17 protein-coding genes are annotated in these 20,065 nt (G+C 69.4%); 15 read left to right on the top strand and 2 right to left on the bottom strand.

Going from position 1 to position 20,065, the window contains the following annotated elements:
- The first annotated feature begins 4 nt into the window (after positions 1-4).
- Together ASE01_RS13520 and ASE01_RS13515 are read left to right on the top strand one after the other, a co-directional pair.
- Entirely contained in the window at positions 5-364 is a 360-nt protein-coding gene (locus ASE01_RS13520) for an OB-fold nucleic acid binding domain-containing protein (RefSeq protein WP_056752658.1), read from the top strand.
- Entirely contained in the window at positions 361-1,125 is a 765-nt protein-coding gene (locus ASE01_RS13515; RefSeq protein ID WP_056752655.1) for a DUF3159 domain-containing protein, read from the top strand. Before ASE01_RS13520 ends, ASE01_RS13515 begins: the two co-directional genes overlap by 4 nt.
- 6 nt (positions 1,126-1,131) lie before the next feature.
- On the opposite strand, the gene ASE01_RS13510 is transcribed toward ASE01_RS13515, so the two are convergent.
- Positions 1,132-1,824 (bottom strand): potassium channel family protein, encoded by a 693-nt coding sequence (locus ASE01_RS13510; protein WP_056752653.1) that lies wholly within the window; start codon positions 1,822-1,824, stop codon positions 1,132-1,134.
- Between the two features lie 28 nt (positions 1,825-1,852).
- Positions 1,853-2,518: a potassium channel family protein gene (locus ASE01_RS13505; protein WP_056752650.1), complete on the bottom strand. Its 666-nt coding sequence runs from the start codon at positions 2,516-2,518 to the stop codon at positions 1,853-1,855.
- Between the two features lie 64 nt (positions 2,519-2,582).
- On the opposite strand from ASE01_RS13505, the gene ASE01_RS13500 reads away from it, so the two are divergent.
- From ASE01_RS13500 to ASE01_RS13445, 13 genes are all read left to right on the top strand, one after another.
- Positions 2,583-4,625 (top strand): APC family permease, encoded by a 2,043-nt coding sequence (locus ASE01_RS13500; protein ID WP_056752646.1) that lies wholly within the window; start codon positions 2,583-2,585, stop codon positions 4,623-4,625.
- Entirely contained in the window at positions 4,622-5,749 is a 1,128-nt protein-coding gene (locus ASE01_RS13495) for a class I SAM-dependent RNA methyltransferase (RefSeq protein ID WP_056752642.1), read from the top strand. Before ASE01_RS13500 ends, ASE01_RS13495 begins: the two co-directional genes overlap by 4 nt.
- Before the next feature lie 445 nt (positions 5,750-6,194).
- Positions 6,195-8,147, top strand: a complete 1,953-nt coding sequence (locus tag ASE01_RS13490; RefSeq protein ID WP_056752637.1) for an ABC transporter ATP-binding protein — start codon at positions 6,195-6,197, stop codon at positions 8,145-8,147.
- 127 nt (positions 8,148-8,274) lie between these two features.
- Positions 8,275-11,022: an aconitate hydratase AcnA gene (acnA, locus tag ASE01_RS13485; protein WP_056752634.1), complete on the top strand. Its 2,748-nt coding sequence runs from the start codon at positions 8,275-8,277 to the stop codon at positions 11,020-11,022.
- 126 nt (positions 11,023-11,148) lie between these two features.
- A complete protein-coding gene (locus ASE01_RS24425) occupies positions 11,149-11,295 on the top strand; it encodes a hypothetical protein (protein ID WP_157537341.1) in 147 nt (48 codons plus the stop codon).
- A complete protein-coding gene (locus tag ASE01_RS13480; protein WP_157537339.1) occupies positions 11,292-11,549 on the top strand; it encodes a hypothetical protein in 258 nt (85 codons plus the stop codon). The genes ASE01_RS24425 and ASE01_RS13480 overlap by 4 nt, the downstream gene beginning before the upstream one ends.
- A 189-nt stretch (positions 11,550-11,738) precedes the next feature.
- Positions 11,739-12,038, top strand: a complete 300-nt coding sequence (locus tag ASE01_RS13475; RefSeq protein ID WP_056752626.1) for an MTH1187 family thiamine-binding protein — start codon at positions 11,739-11,741, stop codon at positions 12,036-12,038.
- Complete coding sequence (locus tag ASE01_RS13470; protein WP_157537338.1) at positions 12,035-12,802, top strand: DUF3105 domain-containing protein; 768 nt, start codon at positions 12,035-12,037, stop codon at positions 12,800-12,802. Before ASE01_RS13475 ends, ASE01_RS13470 begins: the two co-directional genes overlap by 4 nt.
- Positions 12,803-12,994: 192 nt before the next feature.
- Entirely contained in the window at positions 12,995-14,452 is a 1,458-nt protein-coding gene (locus ASE01_RS13465) for a dicarboxylate/amino acid:cation symporter (RefSeq protein WP_056752616.1), read from the top strand.
- On the top strand, positions 14,449-15,654 hold the full coding sequence (locus tag ASE01_RS24420) for a hypothetical protein (protein WP_056752612.1): 1,206 nt from the start codon (positions 14,449-14,451) through the stop codon (positions 15,652-15,654). The genes ASE01_RS13465 and ASE01_RS24420 overlap by 4 nt, the downstream gene beginning before the upstream one ends.
- Before the next feature lie 139 nt (positions 15,655-15,793).
- Positions 15,794-18,619: an Ig-like domain-containing protein gene (locus tag ASE01_RS13455; RefSeq protein WP_056752609.1), complete on the top strand. Its 2,826-nt coding sequence runs from the start codon at positions 15,794-15,796 to the stop codon at positions 18,617-18,619.
- Between the two features lie 67 nt (positions 18,620-18,686).
- Positions 18,687-19,115 (top strand): NUDIX domain-containing protein, encoded by a 429-nt coding sequence (locus tag ASE01_RS13450; protein ID WP_056752606.1) that lies wholly within the window; start codon positions 18,687-18,689, stop codon positions 19,113-19,115.
- Entirely contained in the window at positions 19,112-20,047 is a 936-nt protein-coding gene (locus tag ASE01_RS13445) for an SMP-30/gluconolactonase/LRE family protein (protein WP_056752602.1), read from the top strand. Before ASE01_RS13450 ends, ASE01_RS13445 begins: the two co-directional genes overlap by 4 nt.
- Positions 20,048-20,065: the final 18 nt, after the last annotated feature.

The raw sequence follows: 20,065 nt of genomic DNA, 5'->3' as shown, positions 1-20,065 counted from the left end.
GATCATGGGGACCAAGAGCCGCCTCCGGCGGACCATCAGCAAGTGGGCCAATCCCGACGAGGCCGACGCTCGTGACCTCCGCAAGACGTTCACGAGCGAGGGTGTCGTCTGCATCGGGGACGCCCCGAACCGCGAGCCGGTCCGCCTGCGCGGCAGCCTGCGGACGGTCACGTTGCGTCCCCGCGGCGGCGTCCCGGCCCTGGAGGCCGAGCTGTACGACGGCACCGGCACCGTCACCATCATCTGGCTCGGACGTCGCCGGATCGCCGGGATCGGTCCCGGGCGGGCCATCGAGGTGAGCGGCCGCGTCGGTGACCAGGGCGGCACCCGCATCCTCTACAACCCGCGCTACGAGCTGCTGTGAACCCGGAGACCACTCCGGAGCAGAAGCCGGACCACGTCGGTGTCGACACGGTCGAGGCCCTCGTGCGCGCCCAGCTGGCGCGCGCCCTCGGCGGCAGGCGCGGGATGGCCGAGGCGGCGGTGCCCGGCATCGTCTTCACGGTGCTGTGGCTCTCGACCAAGGAACTGCAGTGGGCGCTGATCGCCAGCCTCGTGGTCGCCGGCGCTGCGTTGCTGATGCGGATCGTGCAGCGTTCCAGCACGCAGTTCGTCCTCAACGCGATCTTCGGCATCGGCATCGGCTGGGTGTTCGTCCGCTGGGCGGAGAGCTCCGGCGGCTCCGAGTCCGACCAGGCGCTGGCGTTCTTCCTGCCCGGGATCCTGATCAGCCTTGCCTACACCGTCGTGCTGGGTGCGAGCTGCCTGGCCGGCTGGCCGATGCTCGGCTTCATGCTCGGCAGCGTCACCGGTGATGCGACGGCCTGGCACGAGGACAAGCAGGTCGTGCGTCTCTGCGGTCGGCTGACGTGGGTGATGCTCCTGCCGGGCGCCGTCGGCGTCCTGTTGCAGGGACCGGTCTGGATCGCGGGACACCGTGACCTCATCGACCCGGACCACGCGGTGATCGCGATCCTGGTGCTGCGCACCGGCCTCGGCTGGGTGCTGCGGATCGGTTCCTGGTCCGCGATGATCTGGCTGCTCGCGCGCAACGCGACGCCCCTGCAGGCCCCTGTCGAGAACGAGCCGACGCCTGCGCCCGAGCGGGGCGAAGGCGTCCTCTGAGGCCTGCTACTTGGCAGGCTTGGGGGGCTTCACCGGGTGCGAGGCCGGCGCCAGGAGACGCTCGAGCTCGTCCTCGGCCTCGGTCGGCACCACGAACAGGAGCTCGTCGCCCGACTCGACCGGTTGCTCCGGAGTGGGCACGTAGACCTGGTTGTCACGCAGGATCGTGACCAGCGCACAGTTCTCCGGCAGCGGGATCAGGCCGGAGGCCTTGCCGACGTACGGCGAATCAGCGGGGAGCGTCATCTCCACGAGGTTGGCGTTGCCCTGGCGGAAGGTGAAGAGCCGGACCAGGTCGCCGACGGTGACGGCCTCCTCGACCAGGGCGGACATGATCCGCGGCGTCGACACGTTGACGTCGACCCCCCAGGCCTCGGTGAAGAGCCACTCGTTGTTCGGGTGGTTGACCCGACCGACGGTGCGCGGGACCCCGAACTCGGTCTTGGCCAGCAGTGAGGTGACCAGGTTGACCTTGTCGTCACCCGTTGCCGCGATGACGACGTCGCACTTGTCGAGGCGGGCCTCCTCCAGCGAGGAGAGCTCGCAGGAGTCGGCGAGCAGCCACTCCGCATCCGGCACCCGCTCGGGGTGGATGGAGGAGGGGGACTTGTCGATCAGGAGCACTTCGTGCCCGTTCTCGATCAGCTCGCTGGCGATCGAGCGCCCCACGGCGCCGGCTCCTGCAATCGCAACTCGCACTGTTCGGGTCTCCTCGGGTTCGGGCGGTTCAGTCGGAGTGCTCGGGGCCGCGCCCGAGCACTTCGTAGGCCTGGTTGGCGCTCTCCTCGCGGATCACGAGGTGAAGCATGTCGCCCTCCTGGATCACGCTGTCACGGTCGGGCAGCACGCCCTCACCGAGCCGGTCGATCCAGGCGACACGGCAGCGCGCCTGCTCCTGGAGCTGGCCGACGCGGGCGCCGACCCAGATCTCGGGCACGGGGAGGTGGTCGACCCGGATCGTCCCCGAGGGATCACGGAAGTCGGGCTCGGCGCCGGCCGGGAGGATGCGCCGCAGGACCTGGTCGGCGGTCCACTTCACCGTGGCGACCGTGGTGATGCCGAGCCGCTGGTAGACCTCGGCGCGGCCGGGGTCGTAGATCCGGGCGACGACCTGCTGGATGCCGAAGGTCTCGCGGGCGACACGCGCGGCGATGATGTTCGAGTTGTCACCGCTGGACACGGCCGCGAAGGCGTCGGCCCGGCGGATGCCCGCCTTCTCCAGGACCTCCTGGTCGAAACCGAGGCCGGCGATCTTGTCGCCGTTGAAGCCCGGTCCGAGGCGCCGGAAGGCGTCGGGTTCGGTGTCGATGATCGACACGGTGTGGTTGCGGTCCTCGAGACTGCGCGCCAGCGTCGATCCGACGCGGCCGCAGCCCATGATCACGACATGCACGGTGTGAACGCTATAGCACCGCACATACGAGCCGGAGGCGCGCGATGCCCTACCGTTGTCGCTCGTGGGTGTCGGTGACGTCTCGAAGCGAATTCTGCTCGGGCGCAAGCTTCGCAGCGCACAACTGGGGGAGACGCTGCTCCCCAAGCGGATCGCCCTACCCGTCTTCGCGAGCGATGCGCTCTCCTCCGTCGCCTACGCGCCCGACGAGGTGTTCATCATGCTGGCGATCGCCGGTGCCAGTCAGTACATCTGGTCGTGGAAGATCGCGCTCGCCGTCGCCATCGTGATGGCCGCCGTGATCGCGTCGTACCGGCAGACCGTGCAGGCCTATCCGTCGGGGGGCGGGGACTACGAGGTCGCGACCGTCAACCTCGGTGTCACGGCGGGGATGACGGTCGGCAGCGCGCTGCTCGTTGATTACGTCCTGACGGTCGCGGTGTCGATCTCCTCGGGCGCGCAGTACGCCGCGGCCGCGATACCAGGGTTCCAGGGGCACGAGGCGACGGTGGCCGTCGTGATGGTGGCGTTGCTGACCGCGGTGAACCTCCGGGGGATCCGCGAGTCGGGGACCCTCTTCGCGATCCCGACGTACCTGTTCATGTTCGCGATCCTCGGCATGTGCGCCTACGGCCTCTTCGAGCTGGCGGCCGGCACGCTGCCGATGGCCGAGAGCGCTGATCTCGAGATCACGCCGAAGGAGGGCTGGGACGAGCCGCTCACCACCTTCGGTCTGCTGATCCTGCTCGCTCGGGCGTTCTCGTCCGGATGTGCGGCCCTCACCGGTGTCGAGGCGATCTCCAACGGGGTGCCCGCGTTCAAGCGGCCCAAGAGCCGCAACGCCGCCACGACCCTGCTGCTGCTCGGCGTGATCGCGATCACGATGATGATCAGCGTCATCGTGCTCGCCAAGCAGATGGGCCTGCGCTACGTCGATCCGCACGAGCTCGATCGGCTCACCCGCGACGGCGAGCCGCTTCCCGCGGGCTTCGACCAGCACACGGTCATCGCCCAGATCGCGCGGGCGATCTTCCAGGACTTCAGCCCGGGCTTCTACTTCGTCGTGACGGTCACCGGCATCATCCTGGTGCTCGCCGCGAACACCGCGTTCAACGGTTTTCCCGTGCTCGGCTCGATCCTCGCCAAGGACCGGCTGGCGCCGCGCGCCCTCGGCTCGCGCGGCGACCGGCTCGCCTACAGCAACGGCATCGTCTTCCTGGCCGCGATGGCCATCATCCTGATCTGGGCGTTCGATGCCGAGACGACCAAGCTCATCCAGCTCTACATCGTCGGCGTCTTCGTGTCCTTCAACCTGAGCCAGCTCGGGATGATCCGGCACTGGACCCGGCACCTCGCGACCGAGCGCGACCCGGCGGAACGACGCAGGATGGTGCGCTCGCGCCTGATCAACGCGATCGGGCTGTCGTTCACCGCTGTGGTGCTGGTCGTCGTGCTGCTCACCAAGTTCCTCGCGGGCGCCTGGATCACGATCCTGGCGATGGGCTTCTTCTTCGCCGTGATGAAGGGCATCAAGAAGCACTACGACGGTGTCGAGCGCGAGCTCGCCGCGGACGAGGAGGACAAGGCGCTCCCGACCCGGGTCCACGCGATCGTCCTGGTCTCCAAGCTCCACAAGCCCACGCTGCGGGCGCTCGCGTTCGCGAAGGCGACCCGACCGAACGCGCTGGAGGGTGTCTACGTCTCCATCGACGACAAGGAGACGTCCCGCCTCCTGGAGGAGTGGGACGACCGCAACACCGGCGTCCCGCTCAAGGTCCTCCACTCGCCGTACCGCGAGATCATCAAGCCGATCGTGGAGTACACCTCCGCCATTCGCCGCGCCAACCCGCGCGGGGTCGTCGCCGTCTACATCCCGGAGTACGTCGTCGGTCGCTGGTGGGAGCAGCTGCTGCACAACCAGACCGCGCTGCGCCTCAAGGGTCGCCTGCTGTTCGCGCCCGGCGTCATGGTCATCTCGGTGCCCTACCAGCTGCGCTCCTCCGAGATCGCCCTCGAGCGTGAGGAGCGCGAGGAGCAGCGGGTGCGCCCGGGCGACCTGCGGCGCGGTCGCGTCAGCGAGCGTCGGGATCGGCAGTCGCCGAAGTGAGCCGCCAGGCAGGCCGGCGTCCGCGCCCCCGCAAGGTCCGCGGTGAATCGGCCGTCGGGCGACGCCTCGAGGTCGAGATCGGCCCGGTCGCGCACGGCGGACACTTCGTGGCGCGCACCGAGGAGCGCGTGGTCTTCGTCCGGCACGCACTGCCGGGGGAGCGGGTGGTCGTGGAGATCACCGATGGCACTGATGGTGACAAGTTCTGGCGCGGCGACGCGATCGAGGTCCTCAGCGCCTCGCCCGACCGGGTCGAGCCGCCCTGCCGGTACGCCGGCCCGGGTCTCTGCGGCGGCTGCGACTTCCAGCACGTCGACCTCGCCGCCCAGCGGGGCCTGAAGGCGGCCGTCGTCCAGGAGCAGCTGCGTCGGATGGCCGGACTCGACATCGAGGTCGTCGTCGAGCAGGTGCCCGGTGACGACCAGGGCCTGGGCTGGCGCACCCGCCAGCGCTACGTCCACCTCCCCGACGGTCAGCGCGGCATGCGCAAGCACCGGTCCCACGACGTCGTCCCCGTCGACACGTGCCTTCTGGAAGCGGCCGACGGGCCGTCGTACGAGGTCCACGGGCAGCGGTTCGAGGTCGCCGACGGCGGCTTCTGGCAGGTCCACCCCGGCGCGCCGACGGCCCTCGTCGACGCCGTCCTCGGTGCGCTCGCGCCGCAGCCGGGGGAGTCGGTGCTGGACCTGTACGCCGGCGTCGGCCTGTTCAGCCGCTTCCTCGCGGATGCCGTCGGTGTGGACGGCAGGGTGGCGGCCGTGGAAGGCGACCGAGCGGCCTCGGTGCTCTCGGAGCGGAACGTCCCGGGCATCACTGCCTGTGCGGGCGACGTCGCCACCGTGCTGGCCGGCGAGCTGCTGGTGAGCTGGAGCCACGCCGACCTCGTCGTCCTCGATCCGCCCCGCGCCGGCGCGAAGCGCGCTGTCGTGGAGCAGGTGGTCGCACGCGGTCCCCGCGCGGTGGCCTACGTCGCCTGTGATCCGGCCGCTCTGGCCAGGGACCTGGCGATCTTCGCCGAGCACGGCTACGCGCTGAGCTCACTGCGTGCCTTCGACCTGTTCCCGATGACGCACCACGTGGAGTGCGTCGCCCTGCTGGAGAGAACCGGTTCTGACCTGCGGTGACGGGCCGCTGCTGTCGGACCCCGGTCTCTCGCGCTCGCTGGCGCTTCGCGAGGGAGCGGAGCCCAATCTCAGGGTCCGTGTACCGAACGAACGGCGCCGCGGATGACCGTGGTGCTCGAGCTGCCGGTCCTGCCGTCCCCGGTGGACGAGTTGTGGCGGACCGGCTGCCGCGACGGCGCTGCCTGGGCCTGATCGTCACTACCGGGATCTCGCACTGCTCTGCGGGATCGTTCCGGACCCGTTCGAGTTGGTCGAGCAACTCACCGCAAGGACCGGCAACGACTGCGCCAGGCGAGCAGGCTTCTCGACGACTCCCATCCGGCCTGGGTGCTGGTGCCTGACGCGATCAGGAGCGCGGGGCACATCGACTACGGCGTCCTGCACGGCGGAGGTTAGGGTCACCATCCTTGTCCTCAACCCGACTTGAGGTTCTAACGTCACAGGCATGAGCATGGAGTCGATCGCCTGGAACCAGATGTACCGGAGCATGCACGGTCCGGACGAGAAGCGGGTGTTCAGTGGCGCGACCGCCCGGAGGATCCTGAGCTTCGCTCGCCCGCACCGCCGCAAGCTGATCGGGTTCGTCGTCCTCAGCATCGTGACGTCTGCGCTCGCGGTGGCCACGCCGGTCCTGGCCGGTCGTGTCGTCAACGCCATCGTCGCGGGTGACCAGGAGAGCGTGATCGTCTGGCTGGCCTCCGCCATCGCTGTGCTCGCCGTCCTCGACGCCGCACTGGGGCTCTGGTCGCGCTGGCTCTCGGCCGGGATCGGTGAGGGCCTGATCCTCAACCTGCGGACGGCGGTCTTCGACCACGTGCAGCGGATGCCCATCGCGTTCTTCAGCCGCACCCGCACCGGCGCCCTCGTCAGCCGCCTCAACAACGACGTCATCGGTGCGCAGCGCGCGTTCAGCACGACCCTCTCCGGGGTGGTCGGCAACCTGGTGACGCTCACCCTGACCCTCGTCGTGATGCTCGGCATCTCGTGGCAGGTCACGCTCCTGGCACTCGTGCTGCTCCCCGTCTTCGTCATCCCCGCCCGCCGGATGGGGAGGCGGCTGGCCGGCATCCAGCGCGAGGCGGCCGATCACAACGCCGCGATGGGCAACCAGATGACCGAGCGGTTCTCTGCTCCCGGCGCCACCCTCGTCAAGCTCTTCGGGCGCCCCGAGCAGGAGTCCGCGGAGTTCGCGGCCCGCGCCAGCCGGGTCGCCCAGATCGGTGTTCGCACCGCCATGGTGCAGACGACCTTCGTCACCGCGCTGACGCTCGTCTCGGCCATCGCCATCGCTGTCGTGTACGGCGTCGGCGGGCTCGCTGCACTCCGGGGGAGTCTCGACGCCGGTGACGTCGTGGCCCTCTCCCTGCTGTTGACCAGGCTCTACGCCCCGCTGACCGCACTCGCCAGCGCCCGGGTCGACGTGATGAGCGCCCTGGTCAGCTTCGAGCGGGTCTTCGAGGTGCTCGACCTGGAGCCGCTGATCACCGACCGGCCCGGCGCGGGAGGCCTGCCCGATGGCCCCGTGGCCGTGGAGCTCGACGACGTGCGCTTCTCCTACCCCTCTGCCGACAAGGTGTCGCTGGCATCGCTCGAGGCGGTCGCCGTCCTCGACACCCGAGGGGGCGAGGAGGTCCTGCACGGCGTGTCCCTGCGCGCGGAGCCGGGGCAGGTGGTCGCGCTGGTCGGCTCCTCCGGCGCGGGCAAGTCCACGGTCGCCCAGCTGATCTCGCGGTTGTACGACGTCGACTCCGGTGCCGTGCGTCTCGGCGGCGTCGACGTACGCGATCTCACCGCGGACGCCATCCGCGGCGCCATCGGCATGGTCACCCAGGACGGTCACCTGTTCCACGACACGATCCGCGGCAACCTCCTGCTGGCCCGACCGGAGGCAAGCGTCGAGGAGGTGTGGGACGCCCTGCGGCGGGCCCGCCTGGACGATCTCGTCGCGGCACTGCCCGACGGTCTCGACACGGTGGTGGGGGAGCGGGGCTACCGACTGTCCGGCGGCGAGCGGCAGCGACTCACGATCGCCCGGCTCCTGCTGAAGCAGCCGCGCGTCGTGATCCTGGACGAGGCGACGGCCTCCCTGGACTCCACGTCGGAGGCCGCCGTCCAGGCTGCCCTGGCCGAGGCGCTCGCCGGGCGGACCGCGCTCGTGATCGCACACCGGCTCTCGACGATCCGTGCCGCCGACCAGATCGCGGTGGTCGAAGCCGGGCAGATCGTCGAGCGGGGCACCCACGCCCAGCTGGTGGTCGCGGGAGGACGGTACGAGGAGCTGTACCGGACGCAGTTCGCCGACGACACGAGCGGGGGCACGAGCGGGGACACGAGCGGGGCCACGACGGACGACACCGGCGTGGAACGTGGCAATCTTCCTTCAGGTCGTGTATCTTGATGTCAAGAGATATCGGGATCCCGATGTCCCTGCGAACTTAGGTCAGCCTCACTATCCGTCGCGCGGGTCACGGCGGCAGGATGAGAGGTCTACGACACCGAGTAAGTCGATGAGGACGGAGACGCGGATGGCGAGCAAGAACAGCTTCGGGGCCAAGAGCACCCTGGACGTTGAGGGGAAGGCCTACGAGATCTTCCGCCTGGACGCCCTCGAGGGAGAGGGTCTGGACGTCGACAGCCTCCCGTTCTCCCTCAAGGTGCTGTTGGAGAACCTCCTGCGCACCGAGGACGGCGCGAACATCACGGCCGAGGACATCAAGGCCCTCGCCGGCTGGGACGAGACCGCCCAGCCCGACAAGGAGATCCAGTTCACGCCTGCGCGCGTGATCATGCAGGACTTCACCGGCGTGCCCTGTGTCGTCGACCTCGCCACGATGCGTGAGGCGATGGCCGACCTGGGCGGCGACGCCACCAAGATCAACCCGCTCGCGCCCGCCGAGATGGTCATCGACCACTCCGTCATGGCCGACGTCTTCGGCACGCCCGAGGCGTTCCAGAGGAACGTCGAGATCGAGTACGAGCGCAACCGCGAGCGCTACCAGTTCCTTCGCTGGGGCCAGGGCGCCTTCGATGACTTCAAGGTCGTCCCGCCGGGCACCGGCATCGTCCACCAGGTCAACATCGAGCACCTGGCGCGCACGGTCTTCACCCGCGAGGTCGACGGCGAGCTGCTCGCCTACCCCGACACCTGCGTCGGCACCGACTCGCACACCACCATGGTCAACGGCATCGGCGTCGTCGGCTGGGGCGTCGGTGGCATCGAGGCCGAGGCCGCGATGCTCGGCCAGCCCGTCTCCATGCTGATCCCGCGCGTCGTGGGCTTCAAGCTCAACGGCTCGCTGCCCGAGGGCTCCACCGCCACCGACCTCGTGCTCACCATCACCGAGATGGTCCGCAAGCACGGTGTGGTCGGCAAGTTCGTCGAGTTCTACGGCCCGGGCGTCGCGGCACTGCCGCTGGCCAACCGCGCCACGATCGGCAACATGTCGCCGGAGTTCGGCTCCACGATCGCGGTCTTCCCGATCGACAGCGAGACCACCACCTACCTCCGCCTGACCGGTCGCTCCGAGGAGCAGATCGCGCTCGTCGAGAAGTACGCCAAGGAGCAGGGCCTCTGGCTCGACCCCGACGCCGAGCCGCGCTACTCCGAGAAGCTCGAGCTCGACCTGGCCAGTGTCGTTCCCTCGATCGCCGGCCCGAAGCGCCCGCAGGACCGCGTCCTCGTGTCGAACGCCAAGTCGTCGTGGCGCGAGTCGGTCCTCGACTACGTCGCCAACGGGGACGCGGACGAGGCGAGCAAGGAGTCCTTCCCGGCCTCCGACGCTCCGGCCACCACGGCCGGTCGACCCTCGACGCCTGTCGAGGTCACCCTCGAGGACGGCACGAGCTTCACGCTGGACCACGGTGCCGTGACGATCGCCTCGATCACGTCCTGCACCAACACGTCCAACCCGTCGGTCATGATCGGCGCCGCGCTGCTGGCCAAGAAGGCGGTCGAGAAGGGGCTGACCCGCAAGCCGTGGGTCAAGACCACCCTCGCGCCCGGCTCGCAGGTCGTCAGCGACTACTACGACAAGGCCGGCCTCACGCCGTACCTCGACAAGCTCGGCTTCAACCTGGTCGGCTACGGCTGCGTCACCTGCATCGGCAACTCGGGCCCGCTCATCCCCGAGGTGTCGGCTGCCGTCAACGAGCACGACCTCGCCGTCGTCTCGGTGCTCTCGGGCAACCGGAACTTCGAGGGTCGGATCAGCCCCGACATCAAGATGAACTACCTCGCCTCCCCGCCGCTGGTCGTCGCCTACGCGCTGGCCGGCTCGATGGACGTCGACCTGTTCAACGACTCCCTGGGTGAGGACACCGACGGCAACCCGGTCTACCTCAAGGACATCTGGCCCTCGCCGGCCGAGGTCGAGGAGACCATCGCCAGTGCGATCAACTCCAAGATGTTCACCGACTCCTACGCCGACGTCTTCAAGGGCGACGAGCGCTGGCGTTCGCTGCCGACGCCCGAGGGCAACACGTTCGAGTGGGACCCCAACTCGACCTACGTGCGCAAGCCCCCGTACTTCGACGGCATGCCCCACGAGCCCGCACCGGTCACCGACATCAGCGGCGCCCGTGTCCTGCTGAAGCTGGCCGACTCGGTCACCACCGACCACATCTCCCCGGCTGGTGCGATCAAGGGTGACTCGCCTGCAGGCAAGTACCTCACCGAGAACGGCGTCGCCTCGCGCGACTTCAACTCCTACGGCTCGCGCCGTGGCAACCACGAGGTCATGATCCGCGGCACGTTCGCCAACATCCGCCTGCGCAACCAGATCGCGCCCGGCACCGAGGGTGGCTTCACCCGCGACTTCACCGTCGCCGACGGTCCTGTCACCACCGTGTACGACGCCTCGGTCCACTACCAGGAGGCCGGCATCCCGCTGGTCGTCCTGGCCGGCAAGGAGTACGGCTCCGGCTCGTCGCGCGACTGGGCGGCCAAGGGCACCTCGCTGCTGGGCGTCAAGGCCGTCATCGCCGAGAGCTATGAGCGGATCCACCGCTCCAACCTGATCGGCATGGGCGTCATCCCGCTGCAGTTCCCTGCGGGGGAGACGGCCGCATCGCTCGGCCTGAGTGGTGAGGAGACGTTCGCGTTCTCTGGCATCACCGAGCTCAACGACGGCACCACGCCGAGCACGGTCAAGGTCACCACCGACACGGGTGTGGAGTTCGACGCAGTCGTCCGCATCGACACCCCCGGTGAGGCCAACTACTACCGCAACGGCGGGATCATGCAGTACGTCCTGCGCAGCCTGCTGCGCGGCTGACCCAGCCACACGGCCAGTCCGCTGGTCGACCGACGGCCCGTCCCTCCTCGAGGGGCGGGCCGTCGGCGTACCCGGGCGGCACCGAAATCCGTCGCGACCCGTGCCAGCGGCCCGTACCGTTCGGCCATGCGAACGATCCCGGACGACTTCGACCCGACGGTGGTCGCCGCGATCGACGAGCGGCTGTCACGGGTCGCGGTCGAGAACAGCGCCCTCGTGCCGTGGGCGATCGAGAGCGGCAGCCGCGCCTGGGGCGCGGCGTGCCGCCGATGAACCTCGACGACCTGCTCGCCTCGACACCGGTCCCCGACGACGTCCGCGAGGAGGTGTCCGTGCTGCGTGACCTCAAGTCCCGCACGCGCGAGCTCGGGAGCGCACCGGTTCCACGAGCTGTCGCGGCCTGGGTCGAGGAGACCTTCGACGCGGAGGACGGGCGCTTCCAGGCGCCGAACCAGGAGCTCCGGGACCGGGCGACCGACGGATTCCTGGCGATGTTGGACCGGTGGGCTCCGGCCCACGACGCCTGACCTCGACCGCGTTCGCCCTTCAGTTGGCCGCGAAGTGCGCTGTCGTCTCCGCCGAAGTGCGTGGGTTTCTCCTCCGAGGAGTCCGTCGTGCGTGCATCTGGATGGAGAACATCCCGCACGTCGGAGGAGAAATCAGCGCACTTCGGCGGAGAAGTGCACGCACTTCGCGGCGCTGGCTACCGTGGTCCCATGCTCGTCGCCTTCAGCATCAGTCCCTCGTCCGCCGATGACACCGGTGGGGTGTCCGAGGCCGTTGCTGCCGCGGTCCGGGTGGTCCGGGAATCCGGCCTGCCCAACGAGACCAACGCGATGTTCACCAACATCGAGGGTGAGTGGGACGAGGTCATGGCCGTGGTGAAGAAGGCGGTCGAGGTCGTCGCAGCCGTGTCCCCGCGGGTCGGGCTGGTGCTCAAGGCCGACATCCGGGCCGGCTTCACCGGTGAGCTGACCGCCAAGGTCGAGCGGGTCGAGCAGGCGCTCGAGCAGTGAGTCAGCCTCCTGTCGAGCCACCCCTCCCGCCGCCGTACGAGCCGCCGTCACAGCAGCCGACGTGGGCTGCGCCGCCGCCCTCGGGACCGCCGCCGTCGTACGCGCCTCCCCAGTTCGGCCCGCCCGGGTACCCGCCCGCGTTCCCACCGCCCCCTCGCAAGCGCCGGGTGCTCCCGGTGGTGCTCGCGAGCCTGGCCGCGGTGCTCGTGCTCGCGACTGCCGTGGTCGTGCCGCTCGTGCTGACCCGGGACGACGACGAGACCGGCGGAGGTGATGGGGGATCGGTCGACACGACCGATCTCGACGCCGTCGAGTCCTTCGACGGGCTCTCCAACGACCACCTGACGCTCGGCGACACCTTCGACTACCCGCAGTCGCCGCCGGTCGGTGGGCAGCACGCGCCGGTGTGGCTCGAGTGCGGTGTGTACGACGAGCCGGTGCCGGAGGTGCACGTCGTGCACGACCTGGAACACGGCACCACCTGGCTGACCTACCGCCCTGACGACCTCGACGCCGCAGGGATCGAGCAGCTCGCCGATCTGCTCCCGGACAACGGCATCCTGTCGCCGTACCCGGACCAGGAGGCGCCTGTCGTGATCACGGTCTGGGGACGCCAGCTGGCGCTGACCGGTGCGGACGACCCCCGGATCCCGCTCTTCATCGCCGAGTTCGGCGCGGGGGAGACGGCTCCGGAGCCCTACGCCTCCTGTCATGGCGGCGCCGATCCCGACGATCTGCCCACGCCCGGCGGTCCCGTCATCTGAGAAGTTCCTCCCAGGGTGATCGGCGCTGCCGATCACTCCGTCGGATCCACCCCTCCAGCCATTCCGCATCGTGGGATGGCTGTCCACATTTCAGGATTCGGGCGCATTCGCGCACGTCGACTCAATATGTTTTAACAACATCGAAATAGTCGACTTTCCGTCCTCGGGTGACGGACCGGAAGGGGAATCCCCATGGGTGGCTACACCACCGTGGCGCTGTTGGTGACGTTCGGGCTGTTCGCCGGCATCTGGGTGCTGGCGCGTCTGCGGGTCAACTTCAGCGTGCTCACCATCGGTGCGCTGGCGCTGGGCGTGGGCGTCGGGATCGTCTTCGAGGGACACCTGGACTACGTCGAGCCGGTGGGGAAGATCTACCTCAACCTGCTGCTCGCCATCGTCGCGCCGCTGATCATCGTCTCCATCCTGTCCAGCATCACCTCGTTGGGCACGACCGCCCAGCTCAAGACGATCGGAGCGCGCTCGGTCGGCTGGTTGCTCGCGCTCAATGCGCTCGCCGTGCTGCTGACCCTCGGCCTGGCGCTGGAGCTCGGCGTCGGACAGGGCGCCGGCATCACTGTGGGAGAGCGCGACACCTCGGCGCTGGAGAACATCAAGAAGCCGTTCACCGAGGTCGTCATCGACTTCTTCCCGACGAACATCGTCAGCGACATCGCCGAGACGAACGTCATCCCGATCATCTTGTTCAGCGTCCTGATCGCCGTGTCCTACTCGCTCATCGCGGACCGAGCGCCGGCCAGCGTGGCCCCGTTCAAGGGGATCGTCGACGCGTCACGCGAGATCATCTACAAGGCCGTTGGGTTCGTCATCGCCCTCACGCCGTACGCCGTGCTGTCGTTGACCTCGGTGGCTGTCGGTCGCGCCGCCGGTCAGTGGTCCCAGATGGTCTCGCTGCTCGGAGTGCTCGGCCTGGCCTGGTTGGCGTGCTTCGTGCACGCGTTCCTGATCAACGGCATCCTGCTGCGGGTCTACGCCGACGTGAACCCGGTGCGGTTCTTCCGCAAGATCCTTCCGGCGCAGGTCACCGCTCTCACGACCCAGAGCAGCGCCGGCACCCTGCCGGTCACCACGCGACTGCTGCGTGAGCGCATCGGCGTGCCTTCGGACATCGCAGGTTTCACCGCCCCGCTCGGCACCACGATCGGCATGCCGGGATGTGCGGGTGTGTGGCCGGTGCTGATCGCCGTCTTCGGCGTCAACGCCCTCGGCCTGCAGTGGGGCATCCAGGACTACGCGATCCTCGTGCTGCTCGGCGTGCTTGTCTCCGTCGGCACCGCCGGGGTCCCCGGCACCGCCACGATCACCGCGACCACGGTCCTCACCGCCGCCGGTCTGCCGCTGGAGCTGGTCGCGATCACGCTCCCGGTGAGCATGGTCGCCGACATGGCGCGCACCCTCGACAACGTCACCTCCGCGGCCGTTGCCGCCACGATCGTGGCCCGCCAGGAAGGCCGTCTCGACGACGCGGTCTTCGACTCCGACGAGGACGTGGTCCCCGATGACGACACCGTCGTCGCGGAGGCCGAGGAGCTGCTCGCCAGCCAGGTCCCCATCGGTGCGTGCGCACTGCCGTCCTCCCGTTCCCGTACCCCCCAAGCCGTCCTGTCCGACTCACGAGGAGTGAACCCATGACCCCCCGCCGCAACCGCCGGTTGCTCGCCCTTCTCCCCGCCGCCCTGATGGGCGCCCTGCTCGCGGCGTCCTTCGGGCCGGCGCCCGCTGCCCACGCCGACGGCTGGGTCGACGGGGCCGATGAGTTCCCGTGCCTCGACGACGTGACCTGCCTCTGGATCGAGAACTGCGAGCTGGACGAGAACCAGAACCCGATCTATCCCAACCGCAACGGCTCGACGTCGTACCCGGCCGGGAGCTACAGCTACGCGGGCGACAAGCCCACCCCCACGCCCACTCCGACGCCGACCCCCAACCCCGGTGGCGGATCGGGTGGCGGCAACGGTGGCTCGGGCTCGTCAGGCTCGGGTTCCTCCGGCTCGGGCTCGTCCGGCTCCGGCACCAGCGGTTCCGGTTCCAGCGGCACCGGCGCGTTGGCGCCGTCGGCCGGAGCCACCGAGCAGGTCGCCGCCGGAGCGCCGAGTGCGCTCGGCGCCCCGCGTCTCGTCGTCGACGGCGACACGGTGACCGTGTCGTGGGTGGCGTCGCCCAACGCCGAGATCGAGCAGGTCACCGGCTACCTGATCAGGTTCACCGGACAGGCGGCGATCGAGACGGACTCCACCACCTTCGAGCACGTCTTCAAGGGCGTCGAGCCGGGCAGCTACCGGGCCGCGGTCTGGGCGAAGAACGCTGCCGGTGAGTCGGCTGGTTCGCCGCCGTCGGAGCCGGTCGTCGTCGGTGCCGACCCCGCCACCGTCAAGGGCACCGTCACCGTCACCGGCGACGTGGCCCCCGGAGCGACGATCACCGTCACCGGCACCGGTTTCGCCCCGCGCATCGAGGGATACGCCGTCGAGCTCCATTCGGACCCGGTGCCCCTCGGCGCGGTCGACACCGACGACAAGGGCGGCTTCACCGCCGACGTCGTCGTCCCGGCCAACGTCCCGGCAGGCGACCACGAGGTCGTCGTCCTGTTCGACGGCACCGAGGTGTCGAGCAGCCCCGTCACCGTCGGCGGGGGTACGACGCCCGAGGCTGCCGCCGCGGACGTCGCCCGCACCGGCGGGGGATCGACCCCCGTGCCCGACCACGCCGGCCTGCTGATCCTCGCTGTCCTCGCCGCGGGCGGTGCGCTCTCCCTGGCCTGGCACGTGCTGCGCGGCCGTCGTCGCCCGCGCGAGCGCGTGGCCGGCCACAGGGTGGTGCCACATGTGTCATGAGTGATGCGTCCGGGAGCACCCGGACGAAGAACTGGACTGCCGCCCGCTCTGGCAAGTGATGCGGCAGTCCAGCAACCAGACGTGATCGATGACGACACATCAGGCCTGCCCATCGTGGCAGCAGAAAGCGAACCCGACAATGAACCACCGCACCCTCCTGCGCCGCGGCGCGACGGCAGGCACAGCCTTCGCGCTCGCCCTCTCGCCACTCCTGGGGATCTCCTCCCCGGCGCGTGCCGAGGACCCGGCGCCCACGACGTACCCGACCCCGACCCACGGCGCGACCGTCGACTGGTTCGACGACAAGTACCCCGACCTCGAGCCGGGCAGCGTCTTCGAGACCGTCACCTTCGAGCGCTTCGAGTACCTCCTGAAGAAGAACACCGGCAAGTGGGCGTTCCTCATCGGCGGGCCCGAGGACGCCTCCCTCCAGGAGGCGATCGGGCACATCGACGACGTCGCACGGGCCGAGGGCATCGAGAAGATCTACAACTTCGACCCCAACCTCGACGGTGAGGACCTGAGCGTCTTCGACCTGACCGGCTACGACCTCTACAGCGCGGACAACGCGGGCAAGGACCAGTTCCTCGACCTCGGCGAACGCCTCGTCACCAGCTACCTCGGCAAGGACGCGGAGACCCCGTTCACCCTCGCCAACGACGTCGCCAAGCCGGACCAGCGGGTCGCCGACACCCACCCCTACTTCTTCGTCTACGACGCCGCGGGTGGCGACACCGCCCGCATCGTCGACGCACTGGTGACTCCGCCGTCCGACCTCGACTCGCCGTCCGCCGTGGCGGCGTACAAGGCCGACGTGAAGCGGGTCCTCGACTCGACCGACGTCGGCGTCGACTCGCAGTGGGACTTCCTCAGCGCCGAGCACAACCGCCGTCACCACGAGCGGTACGTCAAGAACACCGACCCGGCGGTCGAGACGCTCAACCGCAAGCGCTTCGGCGGCGACATCTTCGAGGCCGGCCGCGACCTCAGCGGTGGCGACGAGGACGACTTCCGCATCGAGAGCATCACCCACCCCGAGCTGCTGAACATCCTCGACACCGAGGGTGACTTCGTCCTGCTGTTCGGCGGCACGTGGTGCCACAACACCGCGGCGATCATCCAGCAGACGCACGAGTACGCGCGCCGCCACGGCATCAAGAAGGTCTACAACTTCGACTTCTCGCTCGACTCGACCGGCAACGGCGGGTCCCTCGACAAGCACATCCGCGACAACGCCTTCCGCACCGTCAGCGGTGTCGCGCGCCAGACGCGGCCCTCGCACCTCTACGGCCAGATCCTCGAGAAGCTCTCGAACGCGTCGACGCAGTACAAGGTCCTCGCGTCCGAGGCCGGCACGCAGAGCCTGAGCCCGGTGCGCTACTACGACAACGGCACCGTCCCCGACCCCGCCGTCCCGGCCACGGGGGAGAAGCTGGCCCGCAAGATCCAGGTCGGCCACGTCCTGTCGTACAACAAGGGCCGCACGGTGGAGGGTCAGCCCGCTCCCGTCATCGACCAGGCCATCCGCAAGGACTGGACCAACCCGGCCGACAGCGTGTTCACGGGCAACACCGAGTACATGACCGAGGTGTGGTTCACCCAGGGGCACGACCTCGCCTTCGACGCCGCGGACGCCGACAACCTGCGCGGCAGTGTCAACGTCACGGCCGAGACCGGCCAGAACGCGCTGCGCAACCAGCGCAACTTCGCCAAGGAGGCGCTGCACGACATCCGCGACGTGATCGCCGACGTCGCCGACGGCTATGACAGCGACGTCACCGTGACCGGTGCTCCGGCGTCGGTGTCCGTCGAGGCACCGGGCAACCTGACTGCCCAGATCACGGTGGCCAGCGACTACACGGGCTTCTACTCCGACCGGACGGTCAACGCCACCCTGGCGCCGCTCACGGGCAACCGCACACTCGGCGGCTCGGTCCAGGTCTTCCTCGACTCGACCAAGCTCGGTGAGGTGGACGTCGACGCCGACCGCGTCGTCGACATCGACCTCCCGATCGGTGCGGTCACCGCCGGCCAGCACACGCTGCGCTACGTGTACGGCGGCGGCGCGCAGGACCTGGTGTCCGGTTCCGAGCTCGAGCAGGACCTGGAGGTCGTCGCCAAGACCTCCACGACCACGCTCGGCGCGGCGCCCTCGCTCACCTACGGCGCGGGCGGCACGATCACGGCGACGGTCACCACCGGCGCCACCGGCACCGTGAGTCTCGCCGGGATCCCGGGCGGCGCGCTCAGTGCGCCGCTCGTCGACGGAGTGGCCACCTTCCAGGTGCCCTCCTCGGTGCCCGCCGGGACGCACCCGCTGACGGCGACGTACGCCGGCAACGGCACCTACGCGGCCTCCACCTCGGCGTCGGTCGATCTCGTCGTCGCCAAGGCGCTGACGATCAGCCAGGCGTCGTCGGTCACCACGACCTACGGCAAGTCCGGTGTGCTGAAGGTCAAGGTCATCAGCCCCGGCACCGCGGTGAGCGGTCCGGTGACCCTGACCGGAGTGGGTGCGACGCAGACGAAGCAGCTGGTCAACGGAGCCGTGAGCTTCACCGTCCCGCGCACGCTGCTGGTCAAGAAGTACTCCGCCAAGCTGGCCTTCGCCGGTGACGCGAACTTCAACGGCTCCCAGGCGCAGGTGTCCTACACGGTGGCCAAGGTGGCACCGTCGAAGGTGGCCGTCGCGGTGACCAAGGTTCCGACCAGCAAGGCGACGGGTTCGCTCAAGTCCGTCGTCAACGTCCCCTCCGGCCTCAAGGTCGCCACGGGCAAGATCACCGTGGTGCTCCAGAAGTCCGGATCGAGCAAGACGATCGTCAAGACGCTGAGCAGCAAGGGCGCGACGCTGGTCCTCCCGAAGCTGGCCAAGGGAACGTGGCGGGTCACCGTCAAGTACTCCGGTGACGCCAACTACAAGCCGGCAACGGCCGCCGTGGTGAACCTGAAGGTCACCCGGTAGCGATTCGTACGACGGCTGTGGCCGGTCCCCGCATGGGGGCCGGCCACAGCCCGTTACGGTGGCTCCCGTGCACCGCTTCGCCTCGATCCTCCTCGTGGACACCCGCGGCTGGATCCTGCTCCAGGAACGCGACGAACACCCGGTGATCGACCCGGAGTGCTGGGGCTTCGTCGGCGGGCACGTGGACGAGGACGAGGCGGTCGTCGACGCGGCCTACCGCGAGCTCGCGGAGGAGACCGGGATCCAGCTCCAGCGGGGCGACCTTCACCTGTGGCAGCAGTACTCCGTCTTCCACGAGGCCTACGGCACCGACGACGAAGTGCGCGTGTACGTCGCCCGGACCACCGCCACCGACGACGACATCACCGTCGGCGAGGGCCGGCAGATCGTGTTCGTCGATCCGTCGCGGGCCCACACCCTGCCGCTCACGACCGCAGCGGCGCAGATCCTCCCCGACTTCCTGAACTCGCCCTTCTACCAGGAGCTGCTGCCATGACGTTCGCTGCCATTCCCGTGCCCGGACACGGAGCCGAGGACGTGGTCGTCGCGACGTCGGGGCCTCACGAGGGGAGCGTCTTCACGGGCACCGACGACGGATCGATCATCCGGGTCTCCCACGACGGCCGCAAGGTCGACCGGGTCGCGAGCACCGGGGGGCGTCCGCTCGGCATCGAGTTCGCCCCCGACGGGCGGCTCCTGGTCTGCGACGCGCGCCGCGGGCTGCTCTGGGTGGATCCGGTCGCCGGCCACATCGACGTGATCACCGAGGACGTCGCCGGTCTGCCGATGAAGTTCTGCAACAACGGCGCGATCGCCTCCGACGGCACGCTGTGGTGGTCGGACAGCTCGACGAAGTTCGGGATCGAGAAGTGGAAGGACGACTTCGTCCGCAACACCCGGACCGGTCGCCTGCTGCGGCGCACGCCCGACGGCGTCGTGTCGAGTGTCCTGGACGGCCTCGCGTTCGCCAACGGGGTCGCGCTCTCCGCGGCGGAGGACTTCGTGTGCGTCGCGGAGACCGGCGCCCGCACGGTCGCCCGCTACTGGATCAGCGGCCCCGACAAGGGCACGCGGGACCTGCTCTGCAGCGACCTCCCCGGCTACCCCGACAACATCGCGCGTGGCTCGGACGGCCTGATCTGGATCAGCATCGCCAGTCCCACGGACCCCTTCGTCGAGCGCCTCCAGCGCGGGCCGATGGCGCTGCGCCGTCTCGCCACGGCCGTTCCGGCACCCCTGCAGCCGAAGCCGAAGGAGACCGTGCGCGCGCTCGCGTACGACGAGCGCGGCACGCAGGTGCACGACGTCGACATCCGTCCTGCGGAGCACGGGGCGTCGTACCACATGGTGACCGGAGTGCGGGAGCACGACGGGCGGCTGTGGATGGGCAGCCTCCACGAGCCCGCAATCGCGGCGTACGACCTGTGACGGCCTAGACTCGACTCC

It is taken from the genome of Nocardioides sp. Root190 (assembly GCF_001428565.1).
Classification (GTDB): domain Bacteria; phylum Actinomycetota; class Actinomycetes; order Propionibacteriales; family Nocardioidaceae; genus Nocardioides.
Note: the sequence above shows the minus strand (reverse complement) of the source record. Positions and strands in the feature narration are given on the sequence as shown.

What these genes read in the sequence shown, in the direction of transcription:
- ASE01_RS13520 (WP_056752658.1), top strand. Translation starts at nt 5, where the DNA reads ATGGGGACCAAGAGCCGCCTCCGGCGGACCATCAGCAAGTGGGCCAAT.
- ASE01_RS13490 (WP_056752637.1), top strand. Translation starts at nt 6,195, where the DNA reads ATGAGCATGGAGTCGATCGCCTGGAACCAGATGTACCGGAGCATGCAC.
- acnA (WP_056752634.1), top strand. Translation starts at nt 8,275, where the DNA reads ATGGCGAGCAAGAACAGCTTCGGGGCCAAGAGCACCCTGGACGTTGAG.
- ASE01_RS24425 (WP_157537341.1), top strand. Translation starts at nt 11,149, where the DNA reads ATGCGAACGATCCCGGACGACTTCGACCCGACGGTGGTCGCCGCGATC.
- ASE01_RS13480 (WP_157537339.1), top strand. Translation starts at nt 11,292, where the DNA reads ATGAACCTCGACGACCTGCTCGCCTCGACACCGGTCCCCGACGACGTC.
- ASE01_RS13475 (WP_056752626.1), top strand. Translation starts at nt 11,739, where the DNA reads ATGCTCGTCGCCTTCAGCATCAGTCCCTCGTCCGCCGATGACACCGGT.
- ASE01_RS13465 (WP_056752616.1), top strand. Translation starts at nt 12,995, where the DNA reads ATGGGTGGCTACACCACCGTGGCGCTGTTGGTGACGTTCGGGCTGTTC.
- ASE01_RS24420 (WP_056752612.1), top strand. Translation starts at nt 14,449, where the DNA reads ATGACCCCCCGCCGCAACCGCCGGTTGCTCGCCCTTCTCCCCGCCGCC.
- ASE01_RS13455 (WP_056752609.1), top strand. Translation starts at nt 15,794, where the DNA reads ATGAACCACCGCACCCTCCTGCGCCGCGGCGCGACGGCAGGCACAGCC.
- ASE01_RS13445 (WP_056752602.1), top strand. Translation starts at nt 19,112, where the DNA reads ATGACGTTCGCTGCCATTCCCGTGCCCGGACACGGAGCCGAGGACGTG.